The 13,826-nt window shown below is 41.9% G+C and carries 12 protein-coding genes; 3 read left to right on the top strand and 9 right to left on the bottom strand.

Going from position 1 to position 13,826, the window contains the following annotated elements; translation table 11 throughout:
- Nucleotides 1-13: 13 nt before the first annotated feature.
- Both HZA77_01255 and HZA77_01250 read right to left on the bottom strand, forming a co-directional pair.
- Nucleotides 14-1,570: a flippase gene (locus tag HZA77_01255; protein MBI5374034.1), complete on the bottom strand. Its 1,557-nt coding sequence runs from the start codon at nucleotides 1,568-1,570 to the stop codon at nucleotides 14-16.
- Nucleotides 1,571-1,696: 126 nt separating this feature from the next.
- On the bottom strand, nucleotides 1,697-2,833 hold the full coding sequence (locus HZA77_01250) for an acyl-CoA dehydrogenase family protein (GenBank protein MBI5374033.1): 1,137 nt from the start codon (nucleotides 2,831-2,833) through the stop codon (nucleotides 1,697-1,699).
- A 101-nt stretch (nucleotides 2,834-2,934) separates the two neighbouring features.
- Between HZA77_01250 and HZA77_01245 the strand changes: the two genes are divergently transcribed.
- Nucleotides 2,935-4,098, top strand: a complete 1,164-nt coding sequence (locus HZA77_01245; GenBank protein MBI5374032.1) for a hypothetical protein — start codon at nucleotides 2,935-2,937, stop codon at nucleotides 4,096-4,098.
- Between the two features lie 15 nt (nucleotides 4,099-4,113).
- Here HZA77_01245 and HZA77_01240 read toward each other — a convergent pair whose 3' ends face one another.
- The 4 genes from HZA77_01240 to HZA77_01225 form a co-directional block, all read right to left on the bottom strand.
- Nucleotides 4,114-4,851, bottom strand: coding sequence for a class I SAM-dependent methyltransferase (locus tag HZA77_01240; GenBank protein ID MBI5374031.1), 738 nt, complete (start codon nucleotides 4,849-4,851; stop codon nucleotides 4,114-4,116).
- Between the two features lie 16 nt (nucleotides 4,852-4,867).
- Nucleotides 4,868-5,386: a pyridoxamine 5'-phosphate oxidase family protein gene (locus tag HZA77_01235; protein ID MBI5374030.1), complete on the bottom strand. Its 519-nt coding sequence runs from the start codon at nucleotides 5,384-5,386 to the stop codon at nucleotides 4,868-4,870.
- A 93-nt stretch (nucleotides 5,387-5,479) separates the two neighbouring features.
- The gene (locus HZA77_01230; GenBank protein ID MBI5374029.1) at nucleotides 5,480-6,748 is read right to left on the bottom strand and encodes an oligosaccharide flippase family protein; all 1,269 of its coding nucleotides are present in this window, start codon (nucleotides 6,746-6,748) and stop codon (nucleotides 5,480-5,482) included.
- Nucleotides 6,749-6,777: 29 nt separating this feature from the next.
- Entirely contained in the window at nucleotides 6,778-7,878 is a 1,101-nt protein-coding gene (locus HZA77_01225) for a GNAT family N-acetyltransferase (protein MBI5374028.1), read from the bottom strand.
- A gap of 148 nt (nucleotides 7,879-8,026) precedes the next feature.
- On the opposite strand from HZA77_01225, the gene HZA77_01220 reads away from it, so the two are divergent.
- Nucleotides 8,027-9,439 carry a DUF4139 domain-containing protein gene (locus HZA77_01220; GenBank protein ID MBI5374027.1) on the top strand — a complete coding sequence of 471 codons (1,413 nt, stop codon included), beginning with the start codon at nucleotides 8,027-8,029 and terminating at the stop codon, nucleotides 9,437-9,439.
- Nucleotides 9,440-9,594: 155 nt separating this feature from the next.
- Nucleotides 9,595-10,020: an aminoacyl-tRNA hydrolase gene (gene arfB, locus HZA77_01215; GenBank protein ID MBI5374026.1), complete on the top strand. Its 426-nt coding sequence runs from the start codon at nucleotides 9,595-9,597 to the stop codon at nucleotides 10,018-10,020.
- A 3-nt stretch (nucleotides 10,021-10,023) separates the two neighbouring features.
- On the opposite strand, the gene HZA77_01210 is transcribed toward arfB, so the two are convergent.
- From HZA77_01210 to HZA77_01200, 3 genes are all read right to left on the bottom strand, one after another.
- Nucleotides 10,024-11,232, bottom strand: a complete 1,209-nt coding sequence (locus HZA77_01210) for an ammonium transporter (protein MBI5374025.1) — start codon at nucleotides 11,230-11,232, stop codon at nucleotides 10,024-10,026.
- 187 nt (nucleotides 11,233-11,419) lie between these two features.
- Nucleotides 11,420-12,289 (bottom strand): cyclic nucleotide-binding domain-containing protein, encoded by an 870-nt coding sequence (locus HZA77_01205; GenBank protein MBI5374024.1) that lies wholly within the window; start codon nucleotides 12,287-12,289, stop codon nucleotides 11,420-11,422.
- A complete protein-coding gene (locus HZA77_01200) occupies nucleotides 12,286-13,611 on the bottom strand; it encodes a hypothetical protein (GenBank protein MBI5374023.1) in 1,326 nt (441 codons plus the stop codon). The genes HZA77_01205 and HZA77_01200 overlap by 4 nt, the downstream gene beginning before the upstream one ends.
- Between the last annotated feature and the right edge of the window lie 215 nt (nucleotides 13,612-13,826).

Below are 13,826 nucleotides of genomic sequence, written 5' to 3'. Positions count from 1 at the left end.
TGCTTATTCCTCCTTATATGTCCTTACCATAGTTAAATCTCTTTATCATGTTGCGTGCTATTTCCATCTCCTCGCTTCCAACCAATTTTAGTAAATAGATAAGTGCGCCATAGACGATTACAAATATCAGGGATTCTCCTCCAAAGACCATCACCTTCATCAAATAAGACTGGCTTATGAACAGTTGCTGAAATCCTAATGCCAATGAAGCCGAAACAAGAGATGATAATAAGGGAAGAGCCATAAGCCTCAAAAAAATGCTTAGAGATTTTCCGTAATAAGAATGAAATTTATATATAAGATAGAATGAATAAAAAACAAAAGATACGGCAGTAGCGCCAACGCATCCCGTAAGCCCGTATTTCATGATGAGGAGAATGCTTAACCCTATGTTAATGATCGACGCATAGATGCTTGTTTCCATTTCAAACTCAGGCTTTCCTATACCTATGGCAATCACATTTGCCGCACCTGATATGAGGTTAAAAAAATAAGCCACACAGAGTATCTGAAGGACTAAAACTGCAGGCGCATAAACAGCGCCAAGCCAGACCTCAAGGATTATACTTGAATTAAAAAGAGTGAAAACAAAGAGCGGTGTTGTAAAGAGCAGAAGATAGCGGGAAGACTTGATATAAAGTTTCCATACCATCTCGGAAGAACCTTTCGAATCAAGCTCAGAGGCGGCAGGAGTAATGGCAGAAACCATGAGAACCGGAAATGAGCGTACAAGTGAAGCCACACGCGCCCCTATGTCGTAGAAACCAACCATTACAGTATTGAGAAAATAGCCAATGATAAACTTGTCTGTCTGAAAATTTATAAGGTAGGCTATCTTGCTAACCTGCAGTTTATAGCCAAAAGTAAAGACATTCTTTAGAATCTCCCTGTCAAGCTCTCTGGGTACCATCTTCATCTGCGGGAATATCCTGTAGGAATAAAAAAGAGATATAAAATTTATAATAACCGCAAGGATTATCTCATTGATGGCAAGCCCTATAATGCCGTATCCCATTTGAAGGAAAAAAACAGTACCGGCTATCCTCGGTATAGTGCTTAAAGCCCTTATCCAGTTTAACAACCCCATCTTCTGAAAACCCTCGAAAAGAGAGCGAAGCGGTATTCCGATATTCTGGATAGTGAATGCGATCAGACCAAGAAGAAAAACATCTTTAGCTTCGGTGCGCAGCTCTGCACTGATATTAATAAAATCCGTGATGTGCTCAATGATCAGGAACCCAATGGCAAACTGCAATGCCCCAAGCGGGAGATAGAAAAGAAAACCATGACTTATGACATTATTAATTCTCCGCACATCTTTTTTAGCATCATACTCGGCAATAAATTTTGTAAAAGACCCGCCGACTCCAAGGTCAAGAAGAGAAAAGTAGCTTGTAATTGCAAAGGTTACAGCCCAGATCCCAAAGCGCTCCATGCCAAGTTGTCTTAAAATATAGGGAGTAAGAAAAAAGCTTATGAGAATCTGCCAGATGTTGCCAAGATAGTTGAAGATGGTATTGCCGATTATCTTCTCTGATATTCTGCCGGTAAGGCTCTCTCTGTTTTCCATGCTTTCCATTTTTTATATTATAATAGACTTCAATGGTTAAAAAAAAGGAAAGATGTCGGGCATAGACGGAATTAAATTAAAAAGGCAGCCGCAGACTAAATCCGGCGGCTGCCATAAAATTAAAATTTACTTCAGCAGTTTGTTTGCAATTACGAGCCGCTGGATCTGGTTTGTGCCTTCGTATATCTGCGTAATCTTGGCATCACGCATCATCTTCTCAACAGGATAATCCCTCATGTAGCCGTAGCCGCCAAGTATCTGGACAGCATCAACAGTCACCTTCATTGCAACGTCAGATGCGTAAAGCTTGCACATTGCAGATTCCTTGGAAATATCGGCAGCTCCTGAATCAACGTATTTTGCAACATTATAAAGAAGAGAGCGTGCCGCTTCTATCTCCGTAGCCATGTCGGCAAGCATGTTCTGTATGGTCTGGTTCGCTGATATGGGTTTTCCGAACTGCTCCCTTATCTTTGAATACTGGAGCGCCTCATCAAATGCACCCTGTGCAATCCCTAAAGCCTGTGCTGCAACTCCGGGACGCGCTCTGTCGAGGGTTTTCATAGTAACTGCAAACCCCGCGCCTTCTTTATATATGAGGTTTTCAGCAGGTATTTCGCAGTCCTCGAAAATAAGCTCTGATGTAACCGATGCCCTTATTCCCATCTTTTCAGCCTTGTTGCCGAATGTGAAACCCGGAGTCCCCTTTTCAACTACAAAAGCTGAAAGCCCTCGCGCTCCCCTTGCGCGGTTAGTCGAGGCAATGACCGTATATATCTCTGCAACGCTTCCATTGGTTATCCACTGCTTGGTCCCGTTGAGGATATATTTGTTGCCTTTCTTCTCTGCGCGGGTCTTTACGTTTCCGGCATCGCTTCCTGCCTCTGCCTCTGTAAGAGCGAAGGCTGCATAACATTCACCAGATGCAATCCTGGAAAGGTATTTTTTGTTCTGTTCCTTGCTTCCAAAAAGTATCAAAGGATAGGCGCCAAGACCACAGGCTCCGTATGATATGGCTATACCTGCACAGGCTCTTGATAATTCCTCCATGACAAGAGACATCTCGAAAGTTCCCATCCCCGCGCCGCCGAATTCCTCGTCGATATAAAGCCCGGTAAGACCAGCCTCTGTAAGAGCCTTCAATACATCGTGCGGAAATTCCTCCGACTCATCGAGCTTTGCTCTTATGGGCAGTATTTTTTCATCGGCAATCTTCCTTGCCAGAGTTTTTATCATCTTCTGTTCTTCTGTTAATTGATACATTCAAAACCTCCTTAAATGGGAAAATATGTAACAAAGGGTTTAAGATGAAGGTTTTATATGTATTGGGGTTGTAGTATAATGTCAAGAAAATTAGGTGAATTGTGAACTATAGCGAAAAAACTTCATATTTGCGGCAATGGTGGAATGACAATAACTTCCCTGTTATCGTTTTTTCCCTAACATGGCTATGGCTCAATCTTCTGTCATGCACCATGCTTTATTTATTTCCCATGAGGGCCGCAAGCCTTAACTGGTGCATTTTCCCACAAAACATTTTCCTTGAAGGCTGGGTGAGATGGGATGCAGGGTGGTACCTGGGAATCGCAGAGTCCGGCTATACGAATATAGCAAAGAATATTGAAGGTCAAAAAGATACCGCTTTTTTCCCATTATATCCTCTGTTCATAAGAGCGCTTAATAAAATCATTCCCAATGTATATTTCTGTGGAGTTCTTATATCCAACATTTCATTCCTCGCTGCCCTCATCCTGCTATTCCGCATCATAAGAATGAACTACGATATCAAGGTTGCAAAACAGGCGATCATACTTATTTCGGTTTATCCTTTTTCTCTTTTTTATAGGGCAATGTACACTGAATCCCTATTCATTCTCCTTGTGGTTTCCGCCTTTTATTTTGGCGAAAAGAAAAAGTGGATTTTCGCCTCAATCATGGCTGCCGGAGCGGGTGCAACCCGTATCGTAGGATTTTTAACGATTGCCGGTCTCTTAGTCCTCTATCTCGATAAGTCCGGATGGGACAGAAAAAAAATACGCCCTGATATACTATGGATAGCACTTGCCGGACTGGGAGTTGGAAGTTATATGCTCTACCTCTCAATTACATTCGGGAATCCGCTTCTATTTGCCACAAATCAGACTGCCCATGGCTGGAATGCCGGGACTCCCCTTGAAACAGCGAGGGAAAGCATCAGTGTTTTTCTTTCAGCAAGCACTCTTGTAGAGCGATTTTATCCGGTGCTTAGGTTATTCTACATCCTGCTTTTCTTTCTTTGCCTTATCTTTTGCATTATCTCGTGGAAAAAACTTGGCATAGCCTATGCTTCGTGGGCAATATTGATGGTATTGTTATCCTTTATGGGATGGAAAAGCATGGGAAGATATACATCCACAATCTTCCCGCTCTTTATTTCATTTGCCCTGATGCTTAAAAAAGAAATATGGTTCAAGACAGCAGTTTACTTGTCTATCGTACTGCTCACCTTTTTCACATTGCTCTTCACGCATGCCTACTGGGTTGCTTAAGTCAGCAGAGTTATTTCACTTCACTGCCATGAATATTGCATAGTGCCTGTAGCGCCATATAAGCTCATATCTTGCAAACCCGGATTTCTTCAGATAGCCAAGGTGCTCACTGACAGTCATGGAATTCACGCCAAGCCTTCCTCGTTTTTCTTTATACATCTTGTCCATGTCTTCATCAGTTACTTCCAAGCCCATAACTTCAGCGAACCGATGTTTCAGATATGCTCTATGATTGCGCTCTATTTTTTTCTGGATTATCTCGTACGGTGACTGAACAGCAGTAGAATACATAAGAACTCCGACCTTTTTGAGCATTGTGCCAAGCTCTTTAAAAAATGGAGCCCTGCGTTTAGTAGCTATGTAATGAAAACAAAGGGAAGATAAAATGAGATCGAACTTTTTATTTCCTAATGGTTTGTTCCACCCCGGTTTATTAAAGTCAGCCTCTTCAAAGTGGATATCATAACTTCTTCCAGAAAATTTCTCTACCGATGCCTTCACCATCCCTTCCGAAGCATCAGAGAAAACATAAGATGATTTCGGGAATGCCGCAAGTGTCTTTTCCGTGAGAGCCCCTTTCCCACCGCCTATTTCAAGGATGCGAATGTGACTTTCGCTTTCGAATGGAACCATTTCAACAATGGTAGCAAGCATCTCATCTTTTTTAGGGATAACAATGCTCTGAAACTGTTCGTAGCCGTCAACCTCCTCGTTCCAAACTTTTCCGTATCCGCCGAGAGATTGTTTTCTCATCAGATATCCTCCGGTTTTATTCGTTCCTTTTCCATTTAGCTTTAAATCCCCCCTGAGCCCCGCCAAGACTCAGATAAGTGACTTCATCAGGATCGATTCTAAGAAAAGTAATCCTTCTCAGGATATCTTCCATCGCAACTTCTTTCTTGAGAAAGGGGGAATATATGAGGCCTGTTTCCTTGTTCTTCCGCGATTCAATCCTTCCAATCATACCCCTTTTTTCCGCCATTTTCATGAACTGGTCTTTGTCAGAATCATAGGTTATTAGCTTGGCTTTCGCCTGAATCTGAAGGCTTATATTCTCCACATCATCTTCAATCCTTGAATAAACTGCACATGCAATATTTGGGTTGGCCCTCATATTCTCCATCTTCCCGCCCGGATCTGCCACTATCCAAATAGTCATCCCATCTGCTTCGAAAGCCACTGGAGTCACGCGCGGGATATTGTCTTTGCAGGTACCAAGGGCAAGATAGCCGCCCCCATCAAGGAAATCTATTATTTTCTTTTCCAGATCTTCTTTGCTAATAGTCATGTTAGCCCCTCCTTAATTTTTAAATACCTTTTTTTATATTTGTCTGATTATAGGTTTTCTGAAATCAGGGTCAAACGTTTATTTAATAATCTTTTATTTAATAATCTTCACATACCCTTCGCGAAGGAGATAGAGATTTCCGAAAAATCTTGCAATTAAAAGTGCGAGAGCTGCGCCTTTCTCAGCATATGCCGGTATCATAAAATAAGCCGCTAAAAGAAGGACCGGAAGGATTATAACATTCTGTCTGAAGATGACCTTTGAATCGCCAAGAGAAAAGAGGGCAAAAAGGAAAGGCTTGCATATAATCTCAACCAGCAGGCTTAGAAAGATCAGGATAAACGCCGCAGCCGCACCCTTAAAGCCTTCCCCGAAAAGAAGAGAGATAATATCCCCTGAAAAAGGGATCACAATGAGAACAGGAATGGAGATAAGAGAAATCACCTTTACGCTTTTTATGGTAAAAGAACGAAGCTCCGCTTTTTCTGTCATTGATGAAGCCTTTGGCAAAAGCAGTGTAGATATAGTTGAAGAAATAAGAACCAGCGCCTCTGATAATCTGTCCGCTGTATAATAAAGCCCTGCACTTTTTGGAGACGAGTACTTTACGAGAAGGAAATTATTCATCTTAAGCCTTAATGCCTCTGTTATATTGGCAAGATAAATCCATCTTCCGAACCTGAAAAGCTCGGCAGATGTTGTTTTTATATCCGGGGCTGAAAGCCTGTACCTTCTGTAACCATATGCTATCCCTGCAAATCCCGTAACAACAGGAATGGCGACAAGATAAACTATGAGAGCTGACTTAAGGGTGAGTATTCCGTAAAATGCAAGAACTGCTGAAACGGAAAGGGTGAGAATTGCACCACCTCCCCTTAAAATCGCATATGCTGTGAAAGACTGTTCCATCCTGAAAACAGAAAGTGCCACATCAAATATCAGCAGTCCCGGTATTGCGCAAAAACCTATGAAGAGGTAAGAGCTCATCTCAGGATTCTGGAATATAAGTTCTGCAAAAGGTCTTGAAAGGACTCCTCCTAAAGCAAACAATGCCACCCCTGTGATCAGCTTGAGTATAAGATTTGTACTGACTATTGATGAAAGTTTATTACTGTTATCAATTTTATTATTAGGGGCATCATATTTTGCCCCCACTGAAACCGAGGCAGTATCAAAGCCAAACTCGAATAGTTCATTTACTATTTCTGCAAAGGAGACAGTGACCGCAAAAATCCCGAGCGCCTCGCTCCCAAGAGTACGGGAAAAAATCATGAAGGTGATAAAACCTGAGAAAAGTTTTACCCCGTTTGCAGAAAGTATGAGACCGCTTTCCTTTATTATTTTTTTCCGTTCAAAAGCCATGCTCTTCTCAGTTCCTATATAATCTTCTTCTATGAAAAAAACCTGTCATAGATGTCTGTGATAAATTTCGACCTTCTCAATATCTCTCTCCCCCTTACCATATAGAAATAGGAAAGCATGGAGATAAGATTTTTCCTGTAGAGAGAGATGATGAACAACCTTCTGCCTGGAACTGCGAAATCTTTTTTGTAAGGCTCATCCCCTTTTAAAAAATTGTATGATTTAAAGCCTTTTTGAGCCAAATATTCCAAAAGCCGCAGAGTAAGGAGTTTTCCGGGAGAGCAGCTCGCGTATTCTTCTCTGAATGCAGTATTGTATTCCCAGACTTCATCGCCGTTAATGAAACATATCTTGTAGGCAGCGGGCTTGTCTCCAATTTTAAGGAATGCAACGAGCATTTGTTTCTTAATCACACTGCTCTTTACAAGGTCTTTGAAAAATTCAATGCGGCGGTTATCCTGAAAAAATGCGGTCTTTTTTAAAGCCTTTCTCCCTGCCAGATTGATTGATACTGCATCATTGATTACCTCTTCCGTTATCTCGTCTCCGGCAATAACATGAAATCCTACCTCTCCGTAACCTGATGCGATTTTCCAGCGCCTGCGAAAATCAGCACATACCTTTGTGGAAAAGCTCTTAAAATAATCCTCCCATCCTGAACTTATGTCCGACGTATTGCATGATGAAAGATATGTGAGAGAACTGCCAAATCCTGAAGGTGCAGGAAACCTGCTAAAGCATTTGTATAATCCTGATTCTTCCGGCACAGATTTTATATAGACCAGTTTTGATGTTGAAAAGTTCGCAAATAGAAATTTAAATATCTCGCTCAGGAATTCCTCCCGGACTTCATCTTCGCAAAGGACATCAATAAAGTCAGACTCTGGATAACCGGCAGGGATGACCATTCCAGTTTTTACTGCAAGGGGGATAAGGCCTGCAAGCTTTCCATCGCATCTGGCTGTAATAATTAAAGGAACTGCATCATTCCCGATATGCCTAAACCATCCTGCAATCCAGGGGAATGACATGAATACATTGAAACCCTTCTGCTCTGTCTCCAGAGAATTCCATTCGCGCTCTAACTGAATAAGTCTTTCAAGTGAATTGCAGATGCTTATTTCAAGCATAAAAAAAATCCCTTAGTAATTTTTAAATTTCACTTCCCAAAAGCTGTGCTAAGCTTATTTTATTAATAAGCAATTTTTTTATTTATTCTATTCAAATTAAAGGAGGCATTAAATGAAAAAAGGAAAATATCTTTATTTCGCTCTATTCATGATTTTCCTGTTTCAGCTATCCAGTATAGCAGCAGCCGAAAAAGAAGATGGTAAAAACTGGCTTATAACCTGCGAAGATGAGACTCAGACAGGAATCGCCTTAACTGTTTACAACAACAATCTGGGACTTGTTAAAGACCAGAGGAGTATGAGCATCCCGAAAGGTATCGGGGAGATAAGGTTCATGGACGTGGCAGCAGATATAATACCGGCAAGCGTCAGTATTAAATCCATCGTTAAACCTGATAGCCTCAATATTCTGGAACAAAACTATGAGTATGACCTACTAAGTCCCGGAAAGCTTCTGGACAAATTTGTGGGCAAGGAGATCAAACTCTATCAGAAGAACCCTTACACAGAGAGGGAAGAAGTTGTAACTGCGACCCTGCTTGCAAATAATGAGAAACCCGTATTTCAGATTGGCAATGAGATTACCTTCAATCATCCGGGAAGAATAATCTTCCCAAGTGTGCCGGAGAATCTAATCTCAAAGCCCACACTTGTCTGGCTTGCAGAGAATAACCTTAGAGATGAGCAAAAGGTCGAAGTCTCATATTTAACGGAAGGGATTAACTGGCAGTCTGACTATGTGCTCATATTGAATGAGAAAGATGATGCAGCAGACCTTTCCGGCTGGGTTACAATTGATAACAAAAGCGGCACGACATATAAAAATGCGAAATTAAAGCTTGTCGCAGGGGATGTGAACAAGGTTGAAAGAAAAGTAAGAAGGAAAGGCGCTGTATTTATGGCAGCCGATATTGCAGAGGCTGCTCCGCAGTTTAAAGAAGAGGGTTTTTTCGAATATCACATTTATACACTCCAGAGACCTGCAACAGTAAAAGACAATCAGACAAAACAGATAAACCTTATTACCGCCGAAGGAATAAAAGTTAAAAAGGAATTCCGTTTCTCTTCCAACAACTATAATTACTTTGACAGTGACCCCGGATTTGGAGGGGAGCAGAAAGTAAAAGTATTCATTGAAATAGCAAACAGGAAAGAAAACAATCTCGGCATCCCATTGCCAAAAGGAATAATAAGGACATACAAAGGCGATACTGAAGGAAGCCTGCAATTTATTGGCGAGGATTCCATAAATCACACCCCTGAAAATGAAAAGATAACCATAAAGATCGGCGAGGCTTTTGATGTCGTAGGTGAAAGAAAACAGACAGACTGGAGGAAGCTCGCAAATGATACATATGAGTCAGCTTATGAGATAACATTAAGAAATCACAAGAAAGAGGACATTACAGTCAAAGTAACCGAGCCAATTCCGGGGGACTGGACAATAATCCTGTCTTCCCATGAGTACAAGAAACCTGATGCTTCAACTGCTGAGTTTAACATCAATGTCCCGAATGATGGTGAGGCAAAACTGATATACAGGGTAAGGGTGAGACAATAATAATTATTAAGCTACAAATTGGTTTGGCAGTCCCGCTTAGGCTTCAAAATTCAGGCGCCTGCCGCGGAACTGCCAAACCAATTACTAACGCTCTCAACACAACAAAAAGGAAGAGGTAGGGAACTGCCAGACCAAACATTAGAACCAAAAAAATAATGATAAAGATAACTGATGAAATAGCAATAAGCGAAGCAGAGATAGAGATGGAGTTTGTCCGCGCATCAGGGGCAGGCGGACAGAATGTCAACAAAGTCTCGACAGCCGTGAAACTCCGTTTTGATGCCGCAGGCTCTCCTTCGCTCCCCGGCGATGTGCGTGAACGCCTTGTTAAACTGTGCGGCAAGAGAATCACATCTGAAGGCATTCTTGTAATCGATGCCCGCCGATACAGGACTCAGGAAAAAAACCGTGAAGACGCTTTAGCCCGTCTCATTGAACTTATCCGCAAAGCCGCAGTAAAGCCTGTAATCAGGAGAAAAACCAGACCGCCACGGATATTAAAAGAGAAAAGGCTTGAAGAAAAAAAACGCCGCGGCGAATTGAAGCGCGCGCGGCGTGTAACGAAATTTTCAGATGATTAGAAACTACCAATCCAGATTATATGCCTGCTCACCGTGGAGATGAAAATCAAGTCCCTGTTCTTCTACTTCCTTTTCAACCCTTATATCCATGAATTTTGAAAGAACAAACAGGATAAGATAGGTGACTCCGAAGCTGTATCCGGCGGCAACAACAGTGGCAATGAGATTCGCCTTGAAAAGCTCGTAGCCTCCAAAGACCAGTCCTGTATATGAGTTGACTTCAGGCGATGCAAAGACGCCGGTAAGAATGGAGCCCACAATTCCTCCTACCCCGTGACATGCCCATACATCGAGCGCATCATCCCACTCCCTTTTAATCTTGAACACCATTGCAAAATAGCAGACCACTCCTGCAACAATTCCTATTATCATGGCCGCTTTAGGAGTAACGTATCCGGCGGCAGGTGTTATAGCCACAAGCCCTGCAATAGCGCCAGTTAAGGCACCGATAAGGCTTGGTTTTCCTTTTTGAGTCCATGAGATAAAGAGCCAGACAAGCATGGCCACAGAGGCGGCAAGCGTTGTATTCACAAAGGCGATGCTTGCGATGAAGTTTGCGGACAATGCGCTTCCGCCGTTAAATCCAAACCATCCAAACCACAAGAGTCCTGCTCCAAGGGCGACGTAGGTGATATTGTGAGGCTGGGCTTCGCCAAGACGTCTTTTGCCGATGAACATTGCAGTTGCGAGTGCCGCCATGCCGGCGCTTATATGCACTGCCGTACCACCCGCAAAATCTATTGCACCTAACTTTGCAAGAATTCCTCCCCCCCAGATCCAATGCGCAATGACTGAATAGACAAGCACGCTCCAGAGGCTCATAAAAATAAGGTAGCTTGAGAACTTGAAGCGGTCAACGAATGCGCCGGTTATAAGACCGGGTGTGATAACCGCAAACATCAGCTGGAATATAAAGAATGTCCAGACAGGGATTCCTGTTCCGGGATAAATCGAATTGATTCCTATGTTATTCATCAGCAGATAATCGAGCCCGCCAATTATGCCGTCAACATCATGCCCGAAGATAAGAGAGAATCCTATGACAGCCCATATGACCGTCACCATCCCCATGGCGATAAAATTCTGCATCATTAAAGAAAGCACATTCTTATTGCGCACCAGCCCCCCGTAAAAAAAGGCAAGTCCCGGCGTCATTATAAAAACCAGAGCCGAACAAATTAACACAAAAGCTGTATCGCAGGAGTTTAACATATTTTATCCTCCAAATTGTTTACACCAATAAGCAGTGCAAACAATGTGCCAGAATTTTAAAAAACAGCTTTAATGTTGAAAAGGCTTGATAATCAGAATGATACGCCTTGATAGGCTGAGGTGTGTTTTTAAAAGATGATCAATTTGTTCTCTTTCAAACAGCGGGTATGATAAATGTTTGAACAGCTCACCACTCATCCATGAGGGTTGCATTTTCTATGATATCTCCTACCGCATTTTTTACAGAAGAACATTCGATGGCATTTTGAATTGCAATGGATGCATAGATAGATAAAAGATGGAGACGCTTCAGGTCATCGAGTGTGAAAAGCTGTTCTGTACTGCTGCTTAAATTTATAACTCCGAATACGCGCCCCTTCAATTTAAGAGGAGCACAAAGCATTGACTTGATATTGGTGCCACCGGCAACGAATCTGTTATCTATGGAAACATTATTTACCAGTTCTGCCTTGCCGCTGTTCAGCACACTTCCTGCTATTCCTTTGCCAGCAGAGAGTTTCACTTTTGGGTTAACTTCAATACCAAACGCTGATATTATGGAAAGAGTCTTTTCATTCTCATCGAGAAGCATTATTGAAGCATTATCCGATTTAATGTTATTCCTTGCCTCCTCTAAAACAATCCGGCATATCTCTCCGGAATCTATAAAAGAATTAAGAAAATTCCTTTCAACTTTTTTTAATTTTGATAATTCCTCATTCATCTTCCTCATTCTCTCGCTCATGGATTGAAGTATCTTAAAAACCAGAGTAGGGTCTTTACCAGCGCGGGCAAAAAAACTTTTCTTATCTACGCTGATAATCCGTGCTTCTCCAACCACCCTGGCTGTTGCAGAACGGGGAAGATGGTCGAAAAGCGCCATCTCTCCGAAAATCTCTCCATTTCCGAGTGTCACAAGGTCAATATCCCCCGACTGAGTCTGCTTAGAAATCCTCACCTTCCCAGTTTGGACAATAAACATCACATCTCCCGGATCTCCCTCCCTGAAGATTATTTCATCATTCTTATAAACTCTGCCAAGTTCCCCATCTTTCATTTGAGTCTCCTCCACACCGTAGTTGCAAAATCTGATAACAATCTTACATTCATTTTAGGATGAAGAGAATTGAAAAAGATATTCTTATAAAGCTCGTTCCCTGTAAACATATCCCATAAAATTGAACTCAATCTTTTTGGTTCACCATTAAAAGCTTGTTCTTTTCTGAGTGTTTCCATAACTCCTTCGCAGAGAATTAATCTTTCCCTTAAAGTATCCGTCACTCCAAAGAGGAATTTCCCATACAGATTATCAGTATTTATACCTTTGCAGGCAGAAGAAAAATATTTCCTGAAATCATTCCTACCCACTCCGTAAAGGATAGCAGTTTTTGCCGCTGCTTTCCCCGTGGTATATGCAGCCCCGATACCATCCTTATACAATCTTGCAGACCCTGAATCCCCTATCACGACTACCCTGTCGGTAAAAGGATTCTTCGCGGCGCTTACATTCATCTTGGGAAAACACATGCACGACTGCTCTGTCAGCACTTCTTCATGGAGCACCTTTTTTACCGATGGATGGCTTAGAAAGTTTTGAACTGTTTCCTTATTCACTTCCCTGCCAAGTATGCAGACCGTCACATGTTCCACCTTGGGAATAATAGCTGCAAATTTTATATCCTTGATAGGCAATAAAAAGAGATGTATTGAACTTCCAAAATACTCCCTCACCTTTTCTTTGCCAAGATGGAATTCCGAAATAGATGCAGTAGTTGTTTCAGGCTTTTTATAGCCGAACCCGGCGGATTCAAAAATTGCCGATGACACGCTGTTCACTCCAAAAGCTCCCACAACAAGATCAGCCTCCATAAGTTTATCAAGCTTTGAAAAAAGCATGGGCTTCTTTCCGCAAATAACATGGTCTACCTTTACAGGCTGATGTACAGCTCCTTCTTCAATTGCGATATCAAGCAGGAACTGATCAAAACTTTTTATGCTCTCTTCAGTATCTATTGGTCCTATGCCGCGATAAACGGCTGCTATTCTTTTCTCGTCCGAAGGAGTTTTAATATGGACATCGCCGGAGTTGGTATAAAAATAATATGAATCTATTCCTCTCTGCACTACTTCAGGTGGAACATTTATTCCTTCAACGGCAAGCATCTGGATTAAGCGCTCAGAAATGACACCGCCGCAATGGTTGCATCCTCTGGGTCCTTTCTTCTGGAAGTCTTTAGGCTCGAATATGGTGATATTGATTTCTTTTCCAACAAGCTTAGCCATCTTTAAGGCAAAGATGCTGAAAAAAGAACCTGCCGGACCGCTTCCGATTACAGCTATATTGGAGCCGTCATTTAATGTAAATGAATCATCTTTCATAGTGTTAATTTAGAGCTATACCCCGTTTTAAAGTTAGAAATAAAGACAATTCTCTTTTCCAAAATGTCAGTCTAAATCAGAGCCAGAAAAAAAATATTGCGACTATCGGCTTTTGGATCAGGTATTGTGGATGGGGAATCGTACTTCGCAGGATCAGTGTTCGAGTACTTGTTTTTTTGTTAAGAAGCAATATTAAAGAGTTTTACATATTAATC

It is taken from the genome of Candidatus Schekmanbacteria bacterium (assembly GCA_016219965.1).
Taxonomy (GTDB): domain Bacteria; phylum Schekmanbacteria; class GWA2-38-11; order GWA2-38-11; family J061; genus JACRJM01.
Note: the sequence above shows the minus strand (reverse complement) of the source record. Positions and strands in the feature narration are given on the sequence as shown.

Bases quoted from the DNA above. Each gene is read 5' to 3' on its own strand.
- HZA77_01255 (MBI5374034.1), bottom strand. From the start codon at position 1,570: ATGGAAAACAGAGAGAGCCTTACCGGCAGAATATCAGAGAAGATAATC.
- HZA77_01250 (MBI5374033.1), bottom strand. From the start codon at position 2,833: ATGTATCAATTAACAGAAGAACAGAAGATGATAAAAACTCTGGCAAGG.
- HZA77_01240 (MBI5374031.1), bottom strand. From the start codon at position 4,851: ATGAGAAAACAATCTCTCGGCGGATACGGAAAAGTTTGGAACGAGGAG.
- HZA77_01235 (MBI5374030.1), bottom strand. From the start codon at position 5,386: ATGACTATTAGCAAAGAAGATCTGGAAAAGAAAATAATAGATTTCCTT.
- HZA77_01230 (MBI5374029.1), bottom strand. From the start codon at position 6,748: ATGGCTTTTGAACGGAAAAAAATAATAAAGGAAAGCGGTCTCATACTT.
- HZA77_01225 (MBI5374028.1), bottom strand. From the start codon at position 7,878: ATGCTTGAAATAAGCATCTGCAATTCACTTGAAAGACTTATTCAGTTA.
- HZA77_01220 (MBI5374027.1), top strand. From the start codon at position 8,027: ATGATTTTCCTGTTTCAGCTATCCAGTATAGCAGCAGCCGAAAAAGAA.
- arfB (MBI5374026.1), top strand. From the start codon at position 9,595: ATGATAAAGATAACTGATGAAATAGCAATAAGCGAAGCAGAGATAGAG.
- HZA77_01210 (MBI5374025.1), bottom strand. From the start codon at position 11,232: ATGTTAAACTCCTGCGATACAGCTTTTGTGTTAATTTGTTCGGCTCTG.
- HZA77_01205 (MBI5374024.1), bottom strand. From the start codon at position 12,289: ATGAAAGATGGGGAACTTGGCAGAGTTTATAAGAATGATGAAATAATC.
- HZA77_01200 (MBI5374023.1), bottom strand. From the start codon at position 13,611: ATGAAAGATGATTCATTTACATTAAATGACGGCTCCAATATAGCTGTA.